14 protein-coding genes are annotated in these 16,941 nt (G+C 44.1%); 3 read left to right on the plus strand and 11 right to left on the minus strand.

The genetic code is table 11. The features are described from left to right. Nucleotides 1–94: 94 nt before the first annotated feature. The 7 genes from QUA34_RS22590 to QUA34_RS22620 form a co-directional block, all read right to left on the minus strand. A complete protein-coding gene (locus QUA34_RS22590) occupies nt 95–949 on the minus strand; it encodes a hypothetical protein (protein ID WP_333389298.1) in 855 nt (284 codons plus the stop codon). A gap of 605 nt (nt 950–1,554) precedes the next feature. Then, nucleotides 1,555–4,983 carry a DEAD/DEAH box helicase family protein gene (locus QUA34_RS22595; RefSeq protein ID WP_333389299.1) on the minus strand — a complete coding sequence of 1,143 codons (3,429 nt, stop codon included), beginning with the start codon at nt 4,981–4,983 and terminating at the stop codon, nt 1,555–1,557. 4 nt (nt 4,984–4,987) lie between these two features. Beyond that, nucleotides 4,988–5,470 carry a hypothetical protein gene (locus QUA34_RS22600; protein WP_333228196.1) on the minus strand — a complete coding sequence of 161 codons (483 nt, stop codon included), beginning with the start codon at nt 5,468–5,470 and terminating at the stop codon, nt 4,988–4,990. Continuing rightward, on the minus strand, nt 5,463–6,827 hold the full coding sequence (locus tag QUA34_RS22605) for an AAA family ATPase (protein WP_333389300.1): 1,365 nt from the start codon (nt 6,825–6,827) through the stop codon (nt 5,463–5,465). Before QUA34_RS22605 ends, QUA34_RS22600 begins: the two co-directional genes overlap by 8 nt. Next, nucleotides 6,778–7,965 carry a restriction endonuclease subunit S gene (locus QUA34_RS22610; RefSeq protein ID WP_333389301.1) on the minus strand — a complete coding sequence of 396 codons (1,188 nt, stop codon included), beginning with the start codon at nt 7,963–7,965 and terminating at the stop codon, nt 6,778–6,780. The genes QUA34_RS22605 and QUA34_RS22610 overlap by 50 nt, the downstream gene beginning before the upstream one ends. Continuing rightward, nucleotides 7,962–9,500, minus strand: a complete 1,539-nt coding sequence (locus tag QUA34_RS22615; protein ID WP_333389302.1) for a class I SAM-dependent DNA methyltransferase — start codon at nt 9,498–9,500, stop codon at nt 7,962–7,964. Before QUA34_RS22615 ends, QUA34_RS22610 begins: the two co-directional genes overlap by 4 nt. Before the next feature lie 242 nt (nt 9,501–9,742). Next, nucleotides 9,743–10,012, minus strand: coding sequence for a hypothetical protein (locus tag QUA34_RS22620; RefSeq protein ID WP_333389303.1), 270 nt, complete (start codon nt 10,010–10,012; stop codon nt 9,743–9,745). Between the two features lie 364 nt (nt 10,013–10,376). Here QUA34_RS22620 and QUA34_RS22625 point away from each other — a divergent pair, with 364 nt between their 5' ends. After that, complete coding sequence (locus QUA34_RS22625) at nt 10,377–10,520, plus strand: hypothetical protein (RefSeq protein WP_333389304.1); 144 nt, start codon at nt 10,377–10,379, stop codon at nt 10,518–10,520. Beyond that, nucleotides 10,507–10,737, plus strand: coding sequence for a hypothetical protein (locus QUA34_RS22630; RefSeq protein ID WP_333389305.1), 231 nt, complete (start codon nt 10,507–10,509; stop codon nt 10,735–10,737). The genes QUA34_RS22625 and QUA34_RS22630 overlap by 14 nt, the downstream gene beginning before the upstream one ends. Before the next feature lie 676 nt (nt 10,738–11,413). On the opposite strand, the gene QUA34_RS22635 is transcribed toward QUA34_RS22630, so the two are convergent. The 4 genes from QUA34_RS22635 to QUA34_RS22650 all read right to left on the minus strand — a co-directional run bounded on the left by QUA34_RS22635 (nt 11,414) and on the right by QUA34_RS22650 (nt 15,364). After that, nucleotides 11,414–13,276 carry an AAA family ATPase gene (locus tag QUA34_RS22635; RefSeq protein ID WP_333389306.1) on the minus strand — a complete coding sequence of 621 codons (1,863 nt, stop codon included), beginning with the start codon at nt 13,274–13,276 and terminating at the stop codon, nt 11,414–11,416. Next, entirely contained in the window at nt 13,273–13,755 is a 483-nt protein-coding gene (locus tag QUA34_RS22640) for an ABC-three component system middle component 2 (protein ID WP_333389307.1), read from the minus strand. The genes QUA34_RS22635 and QUA34_RS22640 overlap by 4 nt, the downstream gene beginning before the upstream one ends. Then, complete coding sequence (locus tag QUA34_RS22645; RefSeq protein ID WP_333389308.1) at nt 13,736–14,860, minus strand: ABC-three component system protein; 1,125 nt, start codon at nt 14,858–14,860, stop codon at nt 13,736–13,738. Before QUA34_RS22645 ends, QUA34_RS22640 begins: the two co-directional genes overlap by 20 nt. A gap of 261 nt (nt 14,861–15,121) precedes the next feature. Next, entirely contained in the window at nt 15,122–15,364 is a 243-nt protein-coding gene (locus tag QUA34_RS22650; RefSeq protein ID WP_333389309.1) for a hypothetical protein, read from the minus strand. Between the two features lie 575 nt (nt 15,365–15,939). Here QUA34_RS22650 and QUA34_RS22655 point away from each other — a divergent pair. Continuing rightward, nucleotides 15,940–16,854 carry a GIY-YIG nuclease family protein gene (locus QUA34_RS22655; RefSeq protein ID WP_333389310.1) on the plus strand — a complete coding sequence of 305 codons (915 nt, stop codon included), beginning with the start codon at nt 15,940–15,942 and terminating at the stop codon, nt 16,852–16,854. Nucleotides 16,855–16,941 lie beyond the last annotated feature (87 nt).

Consider the following 16,941-nt stretch of genomic DNA (forward strand, 5'->3'; position numbering starts at 1 on the left):
GATGATGAATTTGAACTCGCCTACTTCGGAATTGATGGATATTCCCGCCTAACCTCAGCGATCGCCCTTAATCCAAATCTAAAATATAATTTTTTCAACCTTCCAGTCCGTCAGTTAAAGGTTGTGACAGTTGTTCTAAGGGTAACGGGACAGCAGGTAATTCGCTCGCTACATGGGAACTATCAACAAATATGTAACTTTCAGACAAAATATTGTTGATTATTTGTGTAAGCCATTCGCGCATAGAAGCTGTAGTATTATCAGTAAATTCAATGTTTGGTAAATTTTCTTCGCCTTCATTTGTTATGCGATTTAGGTTCCACGACTCGGGAACAGCTTGGTTACTAACCCCACTCATCGACGATATAGGAACATCGCGACCGGGTTGGGCTCGATGAGCTAAAATATCTCGTATTTTTTTCCAAACCTTATATTTTGCCGCGTCTTCTGTTATAGAACGTTCCTCAAACAAGTTTTTTAAGCTGGTTGTAATAGTTGCATTTGGAAATTTTGATTCAAAATGTAGTGCAGTCTTTTGAGGATTAATTTGCCTTATGTTTTTTTCTATATTTATAAAAATAATTTTATCTGTAGCTTGTCTTGGCTGTGCTACTTCTTCTATTGCGCCGATAGCATATAAAGCGCAACAAAGGCATTCAATAGCAGCCAGTCCGTTTACCAAAAAATTAAACAACTCTCGTTCTACGACATATCGTTCATGCCGGGTATAATTTTCTCCTACTGGAGGCACAGATTCTCTATAGTTTTTATCATGTTCAGTGCAAGCTAAAAAACGATATAAAAATCCCTTCCACGAAGCTGAAAAAAACAAAACTTCATTTTTATTAGTATTACTTTTTGAAGAAACCAAAGAATTTATTTTTTCGTAATTTTCAGTTGGGAAATCATCTGGTATAGGTAAACCATTTGTCAGGGGGTATGCTGTCATAGATTGCGTCGGTTAAAATTTTAAGCCTACTTAATTTATGAAGGATACCACATATCGCTATATCTCTACCGTAGGGACAGAAAACCGACTCCGTGTTCCTACTTCATAAACCAGGAATACGCTGTATAAAAAGCTTGAGTTACTCATCTTGGGGTTAATCCAATCCTCAAAGCTTGGTTAAAGCACTTCATACCCATTTATGGAAATGGTTGGTCAAAGCACTTCATAAGCTGTTCTACATTTAAATTGTCTGTCAAAAAAAATCAAAGTCTTGTGGGGTGGGCGTCCCGCCCGCCCTAAATATACAATTTAAATGCGCGACAGCTTACCCGTTTATGGAAATGGTAGTCTTACCTCCGCTTGGTATGTCTTACAATATCTTACGCTTACATTACCTTATCTTACCCTTATCCCTAATCTCCAGCTTTTGTCTCGAAAGCTAGATTGTTGGGGCCGATTTGGTTGCCAAGATACTTGATGCACTGTTGTCTGAAAAAGACATCCCACTTCCCGCGTTCCTCAACACAAAAAGCTAGGGTTCACTGCCATCACAATTGGGCTTCAGCCAAGATTATTTGTAACGCCCCAGGTTTTACTGTTGTGCCTTATGCAGCAGCCCGTGTAGAAACTTCTTCAAGAATAGAAAATAATTCATCTAGCTGAGTCGAGGTAAATAATCCGTCTGGCCCCTGTGGCGTAATGTCGGTAAATGGGGATTCATAGAGGATTGCTGCATCCATTGCGCCATGTGCGGTTAGGTACTCCACAATCATATTCACAAATTCAATCTGATTGGAGTTAAGATTTTTACCAGATATAAACCTCGCTAATTCCTGTTTGGCTACCTCTCGATCGAGTCCTACTAAGGAACGGACGAATAAGCCTAACCCATGCGACTCTTCTTTTGCACGGTCTATATCCTCCTCTACGCCTAATTTGTTCTCTAGTAATATCTTCTCTAACTCAGATAAATCGGATGGAGTGAGCTGTTTGTTAGTCCGCAGCTTAAAAATGACCACATGATCTTGATGCGATCGCAAAAAAGCCCTGGCTTTTGCACGGAACTTCTCAAAGTTATCTAATGCTGTAAAACCAGGCAACTCTACTATTATCTCCTCCCCCATTACATCCTCAAAATCAGTGTAAATAGGTTGGCGTTTTTGTTTCTCAATCAGCTTTATTAACCCCCGTAGGCGTTTGCGTAACACCTCCAGCATTGGTAATGTCACATCTTGCCACCACTCATCGGTTTGTACATCCTGAATCAGGGCTAACTGTTCTTGCACGAAGGGAATGGCAGATTTATCCTCTAGCAGTCCTGCAAGTGACTTCACCTGTTCTTGTAAACGCTTAAACGTAGAGTCAGAGCGCAGGATTGCTAATTGTAACTTCAGCATCAGAACATCAAATCTTTTTATTTCTTCTGTTTCTGTTTCCAATTGGGAAGGTAAACCCGCTATTTCTTGACTAAGCTCAAGAAAATCATCGATCGATAGCGACGCCCATGCTGCGGAATTAGCATATTTCTCTACAAATCGTTGTTTAGGTCGCACTATGAAGTTTTCAGGATTCATAGCAGCCACTTCTGTATTGAGCAAATTGGCTAGTTCCTGGCGCAATTCTGCATCGGTCTTGGGTTCTTTAGAGGCAGCTTGATACTCTTGAAGCTTGCTCAGGTTTGCTTGATTAATTGGTTGATTTTCATGGATTATTTTATCTAGCTCTCCGATTAATTCTAATCGAGCGGTAAACAGTTGCTGACCCAATGATTTAGTTATTGGTGCATTAACAGTCTCTGAGTTCTGTTGAAAATACTCTAAATTTTGGCAATAATCAAACAGGTAAAAAAATTCTTTATCTTGCCCTAATCCAAATAGGTCAGGGCATAGCCTCGTACCTCGTCCTATCATCTGCCAGAACTTAGTTTTGGAGCGCACAATTTTGAACAGCACCAGATTAACTACCTCTGGCACGTCAATTCCAGTGTCGAGCATATCCACTGAGATTGCGATATGAGGTTCTTTATCTTTTTGGGAAAAGTTATCAATCAGGCTTTGAGCATAGGTGGTTTTGAAGGTAATGACGCGCGCAAACTCACCTTTTAAGTGGGGGTAGTTGACGTTGAACCGCTCAGCAATAAACTCGGCATGATCTTGATTTTTAGCGAAAATAATGGTTTTGCCGAGACGATCGCCCCCCGCAACCTTTAACCCCCTAGTCATCAGATGCTCTAGCACCTTATCCACGGTATCTTTATTGAATAACCACTTGTTGACTGCTTCTGCTTCTACGCGCTCAGGGGCATTGCCTTCCTCATCCCATTCAAGCGCATCCCATTCTTCTCTTTCGGATTCAGAGAGTTCACCATAATTAATGCCTTGTCGCTGAAACTTAAGCGGTACTGATACTGCTTTAAGCGGGACTAGATAACCATCCTTTACGGCATCTTCAAGCGAGTAAGCATCGGTAGGTACGCCATTTTCTAAGTCAAAGAGCCCGTAAGTGTTGCGGTCAATTTCATCCTTTGGTGTAGCGGTTAGCCCTAGCAGGACAGAATCAAAGTAGTTGAAAATTGTGCGGTATTTCTGGAAAACAGATCGGTGAGCTTCATCAATAATAATTAGGTCAAAATGCCCGACGCCAAAACGACGCTGACCGTCACGGGTATCATTAATTAATCCCATCATGGTTGGATAGGTGCAAGCAAATACTCGTCCTTCAGTATCTTTTTCTGTGACTAAGTTTACTGGCGCGGCATCGGGGAGATGTTTCTTAAATACATTGATTGCCTGATTTACCAAAGCTACACGATCTGCTAGAAATAGAACCCGTTTCGCCCAGTTACAACGCATCAGCAGATCGACCAAGGCGATCGCGGTTCTGGTTTTGCCTGCACCAGTCGCCATAACTATCAGGGCTTTGCGGTCTTTATCAGTCTCTAAGGCTTCGGTAATGTGACGGATGGCACGAGTTTGATAATAGCGTTCGGCAATGGTAGAGTTAATTGTGCCTGTTGCTAAAGATTTACGGGTAGCTCGGCGCTGTATAAGTAATTGTAATTCAGTTTTTTTATAAAATCCTTGCACCTGTCGCGGTGCGTAATTAGTATCATCCCACAGCCAATGCTCGTAACCGTTAGAGTAGAAAATAACTGGACGCTGGTTAAATTGGTTTTCTAGGCAATCGGCATATAGCTTAGCCTGTTGTTGCCCGGTGCGGGAGTCGTTTCGGGTACGCTTGGCTTCTACGACTGCCAGGGGTTTACCATCATCGCCCCAGAGGACGTAATCAACAAAACCTTGACCTGATGAATTGGGCATCCCTGTAACCGGAAACTCTCGATCGCGTTGTTGATCTAAGTTCCATCCGGCTTCTTTTAACAAAAGGTCTATGAAGATGTCGCGGGTTTGTGCTTCAGAATAGTCGTGGGTATCTGGCTGGGTGACACTGGCTTTTTTGACTGCTGCCAATTCTGCCCGTAGTTGTTTCAGTTCTTCATCAAGTGCATTTTTGTCTGCTAGAACTGTTGAGAGCTTTTCATCGCGATCGCGTAGTTGAGTTTCTAGTTTCTGAAGTTGTTCAATAGTTTGCTTAGGAACAGGTGCAGTCTTGGGCAATGCGTCAGAGTTGAAGGTAAGCCCCGCATTCGGTTTGCTAGTGCGTCCATAGGTGTGGGCTAACCAATATGTAACATGAAACAACTCTCGTACAGCATTTATAGCATCATTAACAGGGATAGGTCTGGGGCTGTGTACTGCCGGATTTCCTAGTTTGATAATGACTCTTGCTTTGTTAAATATTGCTTCACCTACTAAGTTTTTAAAGGTAGGTTCGTGAATCAAGGCGCTTAGATTATCTTGATAAGGCAGTTCAAGAGAATTATCGTATTTATATAACCAATTTACGGTTAACTCCAAAGTTCGACGGGCATAAAAGCAGGCAGTGCGAGGGTCTGGATGTACTGCATCAACAGCTTTCTTGGCGGATTCATAAATTGTAGGGAATTCAGCTTGGAGGAAAGCAAACTGGGTCATATATTTATGTAGGCATTTGGTGATAGTTCTCTAAATCCTTGTCTAGTGACCAGATAAAAACTTCACTCATTGAGAAAATATTACAGGATTTATGAAATTCCTGAATGATGCTGAGATCGCCGAAACTTGTTCCTTCTTGTTTATTAGGAGCTTTGTTTTTACCAGCTTCATCAGGAAACTGGTCAATCCACTCCAGTATCTCTGCTGTACTCGGGAATGGAGTAGGCCTCCAGGGAGCTATGCCTGCGAAGGCTGCTTTAACTTGTTCAACAAAACGTATGGCGGTTTTCCTTCGTAGTGTGCCGTCCCCGTTTTGGGCGATGTGGTTGCCTGTTTCGAGTATGGTTGCCATTGGCAACAGAAAAGTACAGCCAGCTAGAGAATAGGTTCTAAAATCTTCGAGAACTGATTCTCTATGCTGATTATAGTTGGGAACGTTGAGTATTTCGAGGAATATGCTGGTATCTATTAGGCAGATACTACTCATTGCCGTACTCCTGCAAACGAGACAGCCATGCCATAGCTTGCTGTTTTCTCTCTTCAGGGGTGTGCGGCGATTTGACGAATCGATCGACTACCCCAGCAGTTACCAGTTGACCGAGCGGCCCCTGAGATATCAGACTAGGAAAATCGTACATCTCCCCAAGCCGTACCAGGCGGCTATCTCCTTCCTCTGGATTGCGGTAACAAAACACTACATCACCCAGAGCAGCGTCGGGTAAGGCATCCATTAACGCGGGGTTATGAGTCGATAGCAGCACTCGCAATTTACGACGTTCGGCAATATCTCGGATGCTGGCGAGTAAATGCTTGGCGCGGTTGGGATGAACGCCGTTGTCGATTTCCTCGATGACAACTAAACTGCCTTCGGTAGCCGATAGCATAGCAGCCGCGATCGCTAACACCCGTAAAGTGCCATCGGATAATAATGCAGCCTCACAATCCCGGCGGGTATTGCCAAAGGTTTCTGCTAGTCGCACCATAACTTCATCCCGCGGGCCGAAAATGAAATCTAGCCCATCTATAGCTTGCTCTGGTAGACTCTGGATAAAGTTGAGAATTGCCTGTTGATTTTCGGCTTGATTCTCCCACAAACGAAACAAGACGCTGGAAAGATTAGTGCCATCTTCTTGTAATCGCTTATCAGACTTGAAGCTGTACTCGCGCATTCTGGCGGGGACGGGATCTAAAAATAGGATATTTTGTAAGACTTTTTGATATTCGCGGACGATTTCAGGAATGCTTTTTTGGGATTTGGTGTACTTTGCATCAAAATGGGCAGGGGTGTCTAATTGCACGAATATAGCCATTTGATCGCTGCACGTTATTCGTGGCTTGTTCTTCCCTTTTGTAAAGTTGTTATAGGCTACACGAACATCAGTTCCTACTCCTTGAGAAGGCTGATCTAGCTGATATAGCGGGACTTGACTTGTTGAGTCAACGATTCGCTCATTACTGATGTGCAGTTCTCCGTCACGCACATTTAGGGTGATGTCAAGTTGGTTCCATTCTGTTGAGTCCAAACGGCAACCGATGGTAAAGTTTGACTCTCCCCGATGGCACAAGTCATTTACTCGACCGCGCACAACACGCTCTGCACTATTCACGGCATATTGAATACTGGAGAGTTTTTGACCTTGTGCTAGCCATGACAGAAAGCGCAAACCTTCAAGGGCGTTACTTTTGCCTGCGGCATTGGCTCCGATTAGTACAGTCAGCGGCCCAAGAGGCAATCGGCTTGTGCTGTAACTTTTGAAGTTGGCGAGGGTAAATTCGGTTAGCATGGCGTTCATCTCATAATTCTCCTCTAAATGCTCGATGTTGAAGGGAGGAGAAGAGGACATCAAGTTCTGACAGTGAGGTGCGGTGTGCGATTTTGAGTTTGTTGACAGCAGAAATGCGTTGAGCAAATTCACACTGTCTATTTAGTGGCGGTACGGGAATTTGAAACGCTCTTATATCGCGGATATTTATGTGTGGAGATGCTGATCCGCCAACTTCTCGGAGTGCTTGATGATAAGCTATAGGGTTGGAAAGATATCCCCAGATAAATTCACCATTTGCTTTACTGGTTTCAGGGCGAAAGAGCATCATCCGTTGCCCTAGACAGATTAGAGGAGTATCGTCAGTTAATAGTGCAGCATTTCCAAATCTAGCGCCCTCTCTACAGTAAATAACATCGCCTTGCTGTGGAACTCCTCTTTCAATACGTTTTTTGTATTCTTCCAGTTCGAGATATTTTACATCACTAAAAACTAATTCACTGCTTTGAATATCTGAACTTCGCACACACGCGTATGGAGTGATTTTCGTAGCGTAAGTAGGAGTTGAATGAGGACAATCTATAACACGTGAACAAAGTTCACCAAGCTTTTGGATAGGAAAACCATTTGGGTTACTTAACGGATCGCCGAACATTTCTAGAAAGATGGCTTGGTTGAGGGTGTTGAGTTGCGCGATCGCCTCCCGACGTTTAGACCTGAGTTCTTCCGCGCGATCGAGTATTTCGGCAATCCGCTTCTGTTCTTCCAAAGAGGGTAGAAGAATTTCAACTCTAGATACAATGGTTTTAGAAACCTCTTTGAATGTTGCACCGTTACCAAGACTCTCTAAATAAGCACGATTTTTTCGCAACCAATGATATAAAAACTTAGCGTAAACTCTATTGTCCTTTGGTACAAAGCTTTTAAACCCTTGATTTGTTGCCATCGGTACAGTGTTAACTGCAACGTGTCCGATAGGTGCGCGGGAACTGAACAATACAGAATTACTAGGAAGAATCGTAGCCCCACAGCTATCTAAACCTGATTGTGTTAGTTTGCGTGGAGTATCAGAAATATAAGCTCCATCAAGTTGACTCAAATCTTTAGGAGTAGCCCAACAGATACTACCATTCCAAAAAGATTCCACATTAGTGCTTGGAGTTGACCCCGAAATGATTTCGCAGCAATCACCAAGCTTAGTTTTACACCAGCTAATCATCCCAACATCTCCTCCAATTTCTCCATCCCCTGCTGAATTTCCACTTCTAACTTTGCCAAATTAGCGAGGATGTCTTTGGGTGCGCGATGTTCCACCTCTTCATGCACCACTTCCTTATAACGATTTAAGCTGAGGTCATACCCCTGAGCCGCAATATCAGCCTTGGGTACACAGAAACTCTGAGCAGTGGGCGATCGCTCTCGTTCCGTAGTATTTCGAGATTGCCAACGACTCAACACATCCGGCAAATTATTCTTAGTATGTTCCTCTACTGTTAGCGTCCCAGTAGGCACAGCACCTAATTTATCTTCAGAAAGCAAAGGCGTTCTTTTATCGTCCAAACTCAACCCGTCAGCATTCACATTGTAGAACCAAACAAAATCAGTTCCACCAGAGTTAGTTTTAGTAAATAGTAAAATCGCAGTAGAAACACCCGCATAAGGCTTAAATACACCACCAGGCAGAGAAATTACAGCATCCAGCTTCTGTTCCTCTATCAACAAGCGTCGCAATTCCTTATGAGCCTTAGAAGAACCAAAAAGCACCCCATCCGGCACAATCACCGCTGCCCGTCCCCCAGGCTTCAGCAATCTCAAAAACAGAGCCAAAAATAGTAATTCAGTCTTCTTGGTTTTGACGATCGCCTGCAAGTCCTTAGCCGTGTTCTCATAGTCCAACGAACCAGCAAAGGGTGGATTAGCGAGAACAAGACTATAAGATTCTGCATCACTAGAATGTTCCTGTGCCAGCGAATCCTGATAGCGCACATCCGGGTTTTCTACACCATGCAAAAGCATATTCATACTGCCAATCCGCAGCATGGTATTGTCAAAATCGAACCCGTGAAACATCTGATGGTGGAAATGTTGCTTCATTTTGGTATCGCGCAGAATTTCCGGGTGATGCGATCGCAGATATTCATTAGCAGCCACCAGAAAACCGCAAGTTCCACTAGCGGGATCGCAAATCACATCGCCTGGGCTGGGTGCAGTCAGTTCCACCATCAACTGAATAACGTGGCGCGGTGTGCGAAACTGTCCGTTTTGTCCAGCGGAGGCAATCTTGCCCAACATATATTCATAAAGGTCGCCTTTAGTGTCCCTGTCTTCCATCGGTACACCATCCAGCAAATCCACCACTTTAGAAAGCAGGGCCGGTGTCGGAATTGTGAAACGGGCATCCTTCATGTGGTGCGCGTAAGTCGAACCATCGCCTCCCAAAGTCCGCAGAAAAGGGAAAACATGATCGTTGACGACCTCAAACATCTCCTTCGGCGCAAAATTCTTGAACCTCGACCAACGCAAATCCTCATAGGAGCGTTTTTTGATATCTTCCCCTTCTGGGAAAATCCGGCGTTCCATTGGGCGCTTGAGCCGGTTAGCTTTGTTTTCTTCCAGAATATGTAAATCGTCGAGACGACGCAGAAACAGCAGATAAGTAATCTGCTCGATGACTTCAAGGGGATTGGAGATACCACCGGACCAGAAGGCATCCCAGATTTTATCTATTTGACTTTTGATTTCCCCAGATATCATAATATTGCGCTTTCTTGTCCCATAGATAATTCTAAAATTTTGGGCGATTATCAGTTTAGCTTGGATATGGTTTTGCTGGAGATATGCAGCCCAAATCTATCTGCTGCTTGTACTTCAATTAAAATCTTTGCGATCGAAAGCTTCGCTCGTCTATGCAAGTAATATTTGCAGGGGAAAGTTCAGACTAAAACTGACCGCCAGAGGAATTTACGATCGTTCACCAGGCAGCACTTGTCTCATCCTCACTCAACCGCATTAGACAAACTCTCAAACCACCATACTAAGGTACGGACATGATCTAGCGCTGAAGCTAAGCGATCGCCATCGCCCATCCAATCGCCATACTCCCCATGCTCGCCCGCCCCCCACACTATGATGTACTCTAGCCCCGGATCGATCTGCACGCCAAACCCACCGCTAGAGAAGTTAAATATGGCGTAAAGGTGGTTTGGCTGAACACACCATCGCAAGAAAGCGACGCTTGTCGCCAATGTTGGGAATTCCTTGAACATTTCAGCGAAGAAGCGTTGACTGAATTCAGGAGTGTCGGCTAAAGCGATGTCTTGTGGCTGGCTATACCACTGGCCCTGTGTCTCACGGCCACAGCGAGGATCGTGTTCTTGAAACTTGTCCATCTCGTAACTGTAGGGGAAAAAGAAACCCCATCTCGAATGTGTTTTGCTGATACTAGAGAGACGCTAGCTGATAAACTAGCTGACCTCAAGGCATCTTAGGCAAGTACGATTGAGCAAGCAAAGGCAGAGTTGAGCGCAAAGCTGTGGGAAATAGTCGGCGCTCGTGATGGCAACGATAAATCACGAGCGGTAGGAGTGGAGAGCTGCCCAGAAGCAAGTCGCCGATCGGGAAAAGGAGCTTTTGCAATTGCACGAGCGGAACGGCGACTTGGGACTAGAGGTACACAATCTTACCGAACAGCTTGCGATTGTTGCAGGCGTGAGCAAAGAACTAGCGCAGCTCAAGCAAGAGTTGAGAGATAAAATGGCTGATGTTCACGCCTGAAGGGCGGGCGATCGAACTCTCCGGCAGTACGCTGGCAGCGAGAACGCCCGCGAGCGATGCTAAAGCCAATTTAACTGAAGCTAATAGCAAATTGCTCCAGCAGTTGGAAAAAAACCGGGAACTGGTAAGGGAAATCGCCGAACTTCTATCGCAGCCTGCCAGTGTGGATTTGTCAGAATCGGCAACTTTGCTGGCGCCAGTTGAAAGACCGACGTAAGAAATGTAAGACGGACTGGGCAGATGTGGAGACAATTTTTAAAATTTTGAGCGGTGATGGCGATCGACAGAATATATATCATTATGCAGCGGTGACACGCCCCAAAGAAGCCGCCTGCACTTAGGTTGGGGGCTTTTGTGTTATGGCTAGGGGTTAATCCAGTCGATAATCTTTGCCTTAGTGCCATATCTCTTCCCTAAAATCTTCAATGTGTCATCAGTGCGATCGAAGCCCCTTATACTGAGTTTCGGCATCTCGGTTTGCCGTAGGGTGTTACTCCAAAGTAGCCTGGAATGGTTACAAGAAATGCAACCTTCTGTTTTGACTAGGAGGATGAAGTTGAAACCGATTAGGTTGTGTGGGGCGTGTTATCCCCAGTCGCCTTGTCACCGGATCGAGTGGCAGTTTAAGACGGCAACGGGGTGCGATGGCGTTCCGCCCCGCAAGCTACGGCATCAATTAATGTTGCGATCGGAATGTCCCCACTGTGTGGCGAGGTTTAAGATTCCAGCATTGTGGGTTGATGGGTGGTGTCCGAGGTGTTTTATGGGGTGTAGGGAGATGCAGAAAAAGCAAAAGAGAGTTTAAATATCTTAACCTTAGTTAATTTTTCTTTTAACCTCTCTTTTCACTTTTATTCTGTAAGGCTTTTTCTCTGAATTATCGAACAAAGCTACTAAACATGAGGAAATAACCCATAGCGTCCCGAACCAGGATTTTTTGTAAAGTGTGTAAAGGTAATCCTATTTTTAAGATCATCTGGGGGATGCTCATTCTCAATGATGGTTATTTGACTGTCGCCATGGTTGTCAGCCAAATAATTATAAAACCGAACCTTGAGATCCGAACCCTGTAGGCTATCTTCCTCACTTTCTGGCTTGTAGTATGCCAAAAGAGGTGAATCTAACACAACAAAACCTGGATGTGATAGATTCCTCTCTTTACAAAATTCCATAAGACCGATGGTCATTGCCGCATGGGTAATAGCTCTCAGCCCCTTCCCGCTGCTAGTACGGGGTTGCCCACCTATGACAATATCTTTAATATCCTCGGAAAAATGTACTCGATTGGAGTCAGGAAAATCCCAGGATTGGAGCAGATGTTGAACTTTTTGAGCAAATAAATCAAGTAATGAGGCTGAAAGACTAACTGGCGGAATGACAACCTTGATTGGTTTTTCAGTCTCCGCCAGAAACTCAACTCTCTTATCTCGTAGTTGCTCAATCCTATTGAATGTATCAATAGCACGTTGTATATCACCAGACTGTTTTACAATCTCACTGAAAATATTTTGAGCATCCCTAATAGGAGAGCTAATTTCTTGTATTTCCTGATTGAGTATCTGGAATTCAGGGTTGAGCCGCTCCCGTTGTGCTGTCAGTTCCTCAACTTCATCTCTGAGATCCTCTGTGGTTTGGTCGAGTTCCCTTAAAAGTTTCTCTACTTTAGCAATTTCAGCAGTTGCAGCATAAACTACACTCGCAACGTCACCGTCACAAATTACACTTTGATGCTGCTCGTCAGGAAGAGATCCGCAAAGAGGACATGGGGTTCTCTCTAAGTGGACAAAAAGAGACCCAGACTCTTCAATTGCAGCAAGACGCTCAATATCTATTTGGTAATGCTCTTTCAGAAGTTCAAAACGTGATAAAAGACTAGCAATTTCGTTGATCCTAGTAGAAAAGCCTTCTAGTCGCTCCATGAGCACACGACGACGAATTATTCGGTCATTCAATTCACGTTCTGATCTATTTAGTATCTCTTGTTGCGCTTCGGATTGCGCTTTTAGTTGCGATAGCTGAACTTCAGCTTCAGTACGATTAATACCAAACTGGTGGATTTCAGTTTCCAACTCTTGAATAAGCTCGTTTATTAATTCAACTTTAGCAATATTATTCTGCCGAGTAGATTCTTGGGCATTCTGGATTTGAGCCTGTCCTACCAACGCACTATCGTCTACACCAGTAAGTAGTAACTTGAAGACTGAATAATCTACTGTTTTGCTGACGTTCTGTCCAGATAGAAACGGCGACAATCGTTTTGTTATATCACTTTCTTTAACTACGACTAATTTAACAAGGTTACGAAAGCTAAGGCTTGCTGTCTCTCCCTTTTGGTTTGTTCGTACACGCTGATCCGTGATTCCTATAGTGGATAAAAGATAATTTGAAAGTGTATTTTTATTTCCCGCTGCGTGTTTTTTGCCAAGAATATGTGGTTGTACATTAGGATTACCTAACAGCCAATCTCCCTCAAATTTGTGAAAATCTCCCCCATCCGTACTTCTTTCAAGCGTGAAAACTTCGCCATCAGTTGGTTCTAAAACTAGCCTTGCCCGATCATATCCATCACGCTCAGGAATATGCCTTAGAGGATCTTGAGCTCCGAGAAGAAAGTCAATCGCCTCTACAATCAACGATTTTCCAGTGTCCGATGCACCGCATATAACATTCAAGCCAGTTTGAAATTCTAAGAAAGCATGATCTTTATACGGGCCGCTGAACGAAATTCCACGTAATTGAAGAGGATTCCAGGTCATTTTCCTTGGCCTCCTGCGCGATCAACTGAATGAAACTGTGTAGACCACTCCCTGAAAAAATGACGCTCTAACGCTTGCAATTCTTCAAGAGTTGATTCACCGAAGGTTTCAGCTACCCACTCTGCACGCTCTTTCAGCTTCAAGATATATCGAGAATTCATCATCGAGAGAAATGCACTAGCACTTTCCGATGCAATATATTGAAAGCCGTCTGAGGATGAAACTAAACGCTCTACAAGCTGACGGCTCATCATCAAAAAAATGCCACGCTCTATCAGACCACGGCGCACACTTAGTTCACCCAAACGTAGCGGAAGTGGTGCGTGTAGGCTGTCTGGGCCTTCAACATCACCCGAATGTAAAACTAGATAGTCAAAATAGACAAGGTGTTGGAGATCAAGTGATCTAGGAAATACTGCCGTCAAAATTGCAAGTGTTCTGATGCCCGTCTCAAGTGGACTATTGAATGGTGATATCATCTTGCACCTCCCCATTCTTATGCACCCAAACTAGCTTGTATTCATTTGCAAGTTGATGACAAATGCCTTGTCGATCTTGCACCTGAACAACACTTGCAAGTGGGTTTGATGAAATCGAAATGTTTGCAGATTGGGTAACGGTTGCTCGCATACGAGCTAATCCATCTGTATGAGCATTATTGCAAATATCAATTACTCCGTGAAAGACCTCTTTCTGTAAACTGTTGAATGTACCATCGGGAACAGTATCACGGGCAAAATTGCGTAGAGATTCCGCGTGATAAAAACGTTCCCTTTGTAGTAAACAATCTTGATTTAGAGATGAAGGGATATCTGAAATATCATTTATAGTTATTCCCTTATGATCGCTATAAGCGTCGAATAATTGCTGAATATAGCCACTCTCTTCGGCATGATGCTCTTGTGGTGGTGGTGTAACTTCAGGTCTAGGAGGTAAACCACCACCAAATCTCACGGAATGATAGCGTGTTTTAGCGTGGCTATCTATGAGTTCCAATACTGATTTTTCGGAAAAAATTGAGAAGTCGAACTTGTTAAACCAATCGAGTAACTCGCCCTCTAACGGAATACTAACAGTTGTAGTTATTTTATCTTGACAATTATCTTTCCACTTAGCCTCAGCCTGCTCTTTTAGTTTTTCTGGATTCCCCAGCAACTTCTGTAAAGTTGTGCCTACCCCTTTGGGTGCAACAAAGTAGTATTTGCGTGGTGGTGGATATTCTCCTTTGTAAGAGTAATAAATGATCTTTCCAATTTCGACCCAGATATCACCAGGACACAGAGGATTATTGTACCGCTTGCACTGGTAATTATCCCAACCCCCACCCCACATTGTATCAGTTGGAAATCCAACTATATCGATCCCTTGGTCACCAGATCCTCCAAACCTTCGGACACTGGCATAGGAGTCTATCAACGAGTTTGCCCATTCCTCTGTAAATGACTCCCATTCTTCGGGGGAGAAGCTAGCGACACGACATGGTTTAGGAATAGGAATACCATTGAAGACATGATCGGCTGATGGATAAACTTTAGGCATCCCCCGACATACGGTTATTGGTTTCATGTCTTCATCAGCAATCAAGATTTTATACTCCAGTTACTATTTTTGTTTTAGCAAACTTAATTTAACAATTAAGTTAACCACGCAACATATTCATCTGTAAATTATCCATAACTCAGATATTTTAAGGAAAATAAAGTTAATAATTTTTTTTTATTGTAACAGTTGATAAATTACATTTAACCACATAGGAATAACAGGTTTACCTTGTTCCAAAGATGCGATCACACTCCCGAGCAAATTCTAGCAGTTGGAGCGATCGCACTTTACCCCTCCACTCTCTCACGCAACCGCCCATAAATCACATCTCACATCTAACCACACCGGTACTACAAACTTACCCTTAGCCCAAGCTGCTACTAATTTTCCCACATCGAACTCTACCAGCTTAGAATCTCCTGCCTGCGACTCCTTGACAAAAATTAACCGGTTTGGCTCCCGATCGCTCAAAAGCCCCGGATACTTCTCCTGGAGAGTTTTTAGAACTTCTCTAGGCACCTCAAACGTAAAACCACTGACAGCCAATACTCTATCGTCGCCAATGCCGCAAAATCTAGGACTTGCTCGCAGGCAAAAACAAGCTCTAATCAACGAATTACTGAGCCAAGCCAGTAAAAATATTCAAAACATAGAGTCAAGCATTTCGGTAACGTCTTGTTGGTGGCGGCCCCAGTTGTTTCGTCTCAAAGCATTACCCCACAGCAGCCGAAGCAAAGCATAATCGTGCTTACCAGACAAATTTGTGCGATCGCGCTGTATGACGGTCAGCGAAGGAACGGGCTAATTTTGTCCAGTCCCATCTTGAACCAAGTAGCGGATTAGAGCATGAATTGCCCGCAGTGCCGTTAGCGAGAGAGCAACTGTCACAATACCTATCAGACTCGGACTGAAGAAATTCCTGATTGGTGACGAGCAATTTTAGATTTTAGATTTTAGATTTTAGATTTTGGATGCAAGGATTAAAGCCACGCATCAAGAGCATCGAGTGCCGATCGCTTTCTTTCCCAAGGCAGAAGCCCTAACCCCTAGATTTGTTAGAATCGTTGGTCATGTGGAGCAGGTGCATCTCCAAAACCGGCTCAAAGGAGAATTGACAGGCGATGTGGCTTAAATTTGGTGTTGCTCCCAGTGCTGAACTGGTGAGCATAGATGAAGTGGCGCGCGGAAAAACTCAGCTAACTTGCCTCTACTGCGGTGGCGGATTGACAGCAAAAAAGGGCTCGGTGAAAGAACATCACTTCGCACACAGTGAAAAAACTTGCAAGTTCGTCAGCCAGCGGATTAAAACCAAAGCTTTCCCCGCGCTGCCCCTCTACGATAATTTCACAATCCAGCTTAAGGGTGAGGAATTGGAGCAATTGAAAGTGCTGTGGAAAGAGTACGGCGCACAAAATTACGGCATTCCCAAAGACTTGGTAAACTTTCGGTGGCAGTTGAAAGGATTGCTGGAATCAGAGGGCGATCGCACTTATCAATTTACCGACTTGGGTAAAATCCCAGTGGGTGCTCTTCCCCTGGCGCTGTTCAACAAAGTCCAAGAACCCTTGCTGCTGTCGGAGCTGGCTTCGTTGGAAAGCTCTGTAGAGATTGCCGAAGCTGCGGGGTTATCCTGCTTAGAAGAACGGCGGGCTGATTTGCTGATTTATCGAGCACAGCTTCGTCGGATTTTGGTGAACGCGCTCTATTTTCTGGAAGTTAAAGCTGACGAAAGCTGCTTCTATAAAATTGGGGTGACAACTCGATCGATCGAGGAACGCATCGCCGAAGTGCAGCGGGATGTGAAAGCGCATTACTCGGATGTGACCGTCAATTTGCTGGGACTTTGGGAACACCGGGGGAATGTGGAGCTGTACTTCAAGCACCGGTACAAAGCTTTTAATTATCGCATTGGCAAGCTGACAGAGTATTTTGCGTTTCCGAACGTCAAGGCGGTGCTGAATGATTTGTACGGGATGGAACCCAAAGTGCTGAGTAAGGTTGAGTCGGATGCGATCGGCGGGGGGGAGGAATTGTGATCGTCATAGCCCAACAAACATGAAAGGATGATCGCGAACTTCTAACTCTTGCCACCGAACAATGGTTGAGTTGATCTGCCACGGAGT

Origin of the sequence: Microcoleus sp. POL10_C6 (assembly GCF_036701585.1) — a bacterium.
Taxonomy (GTDB): Bacteria; Cyanobacteriota; Cyanobacteriia; order Cyanobacteriales; family Microcoleaceae; genus Microcoleus.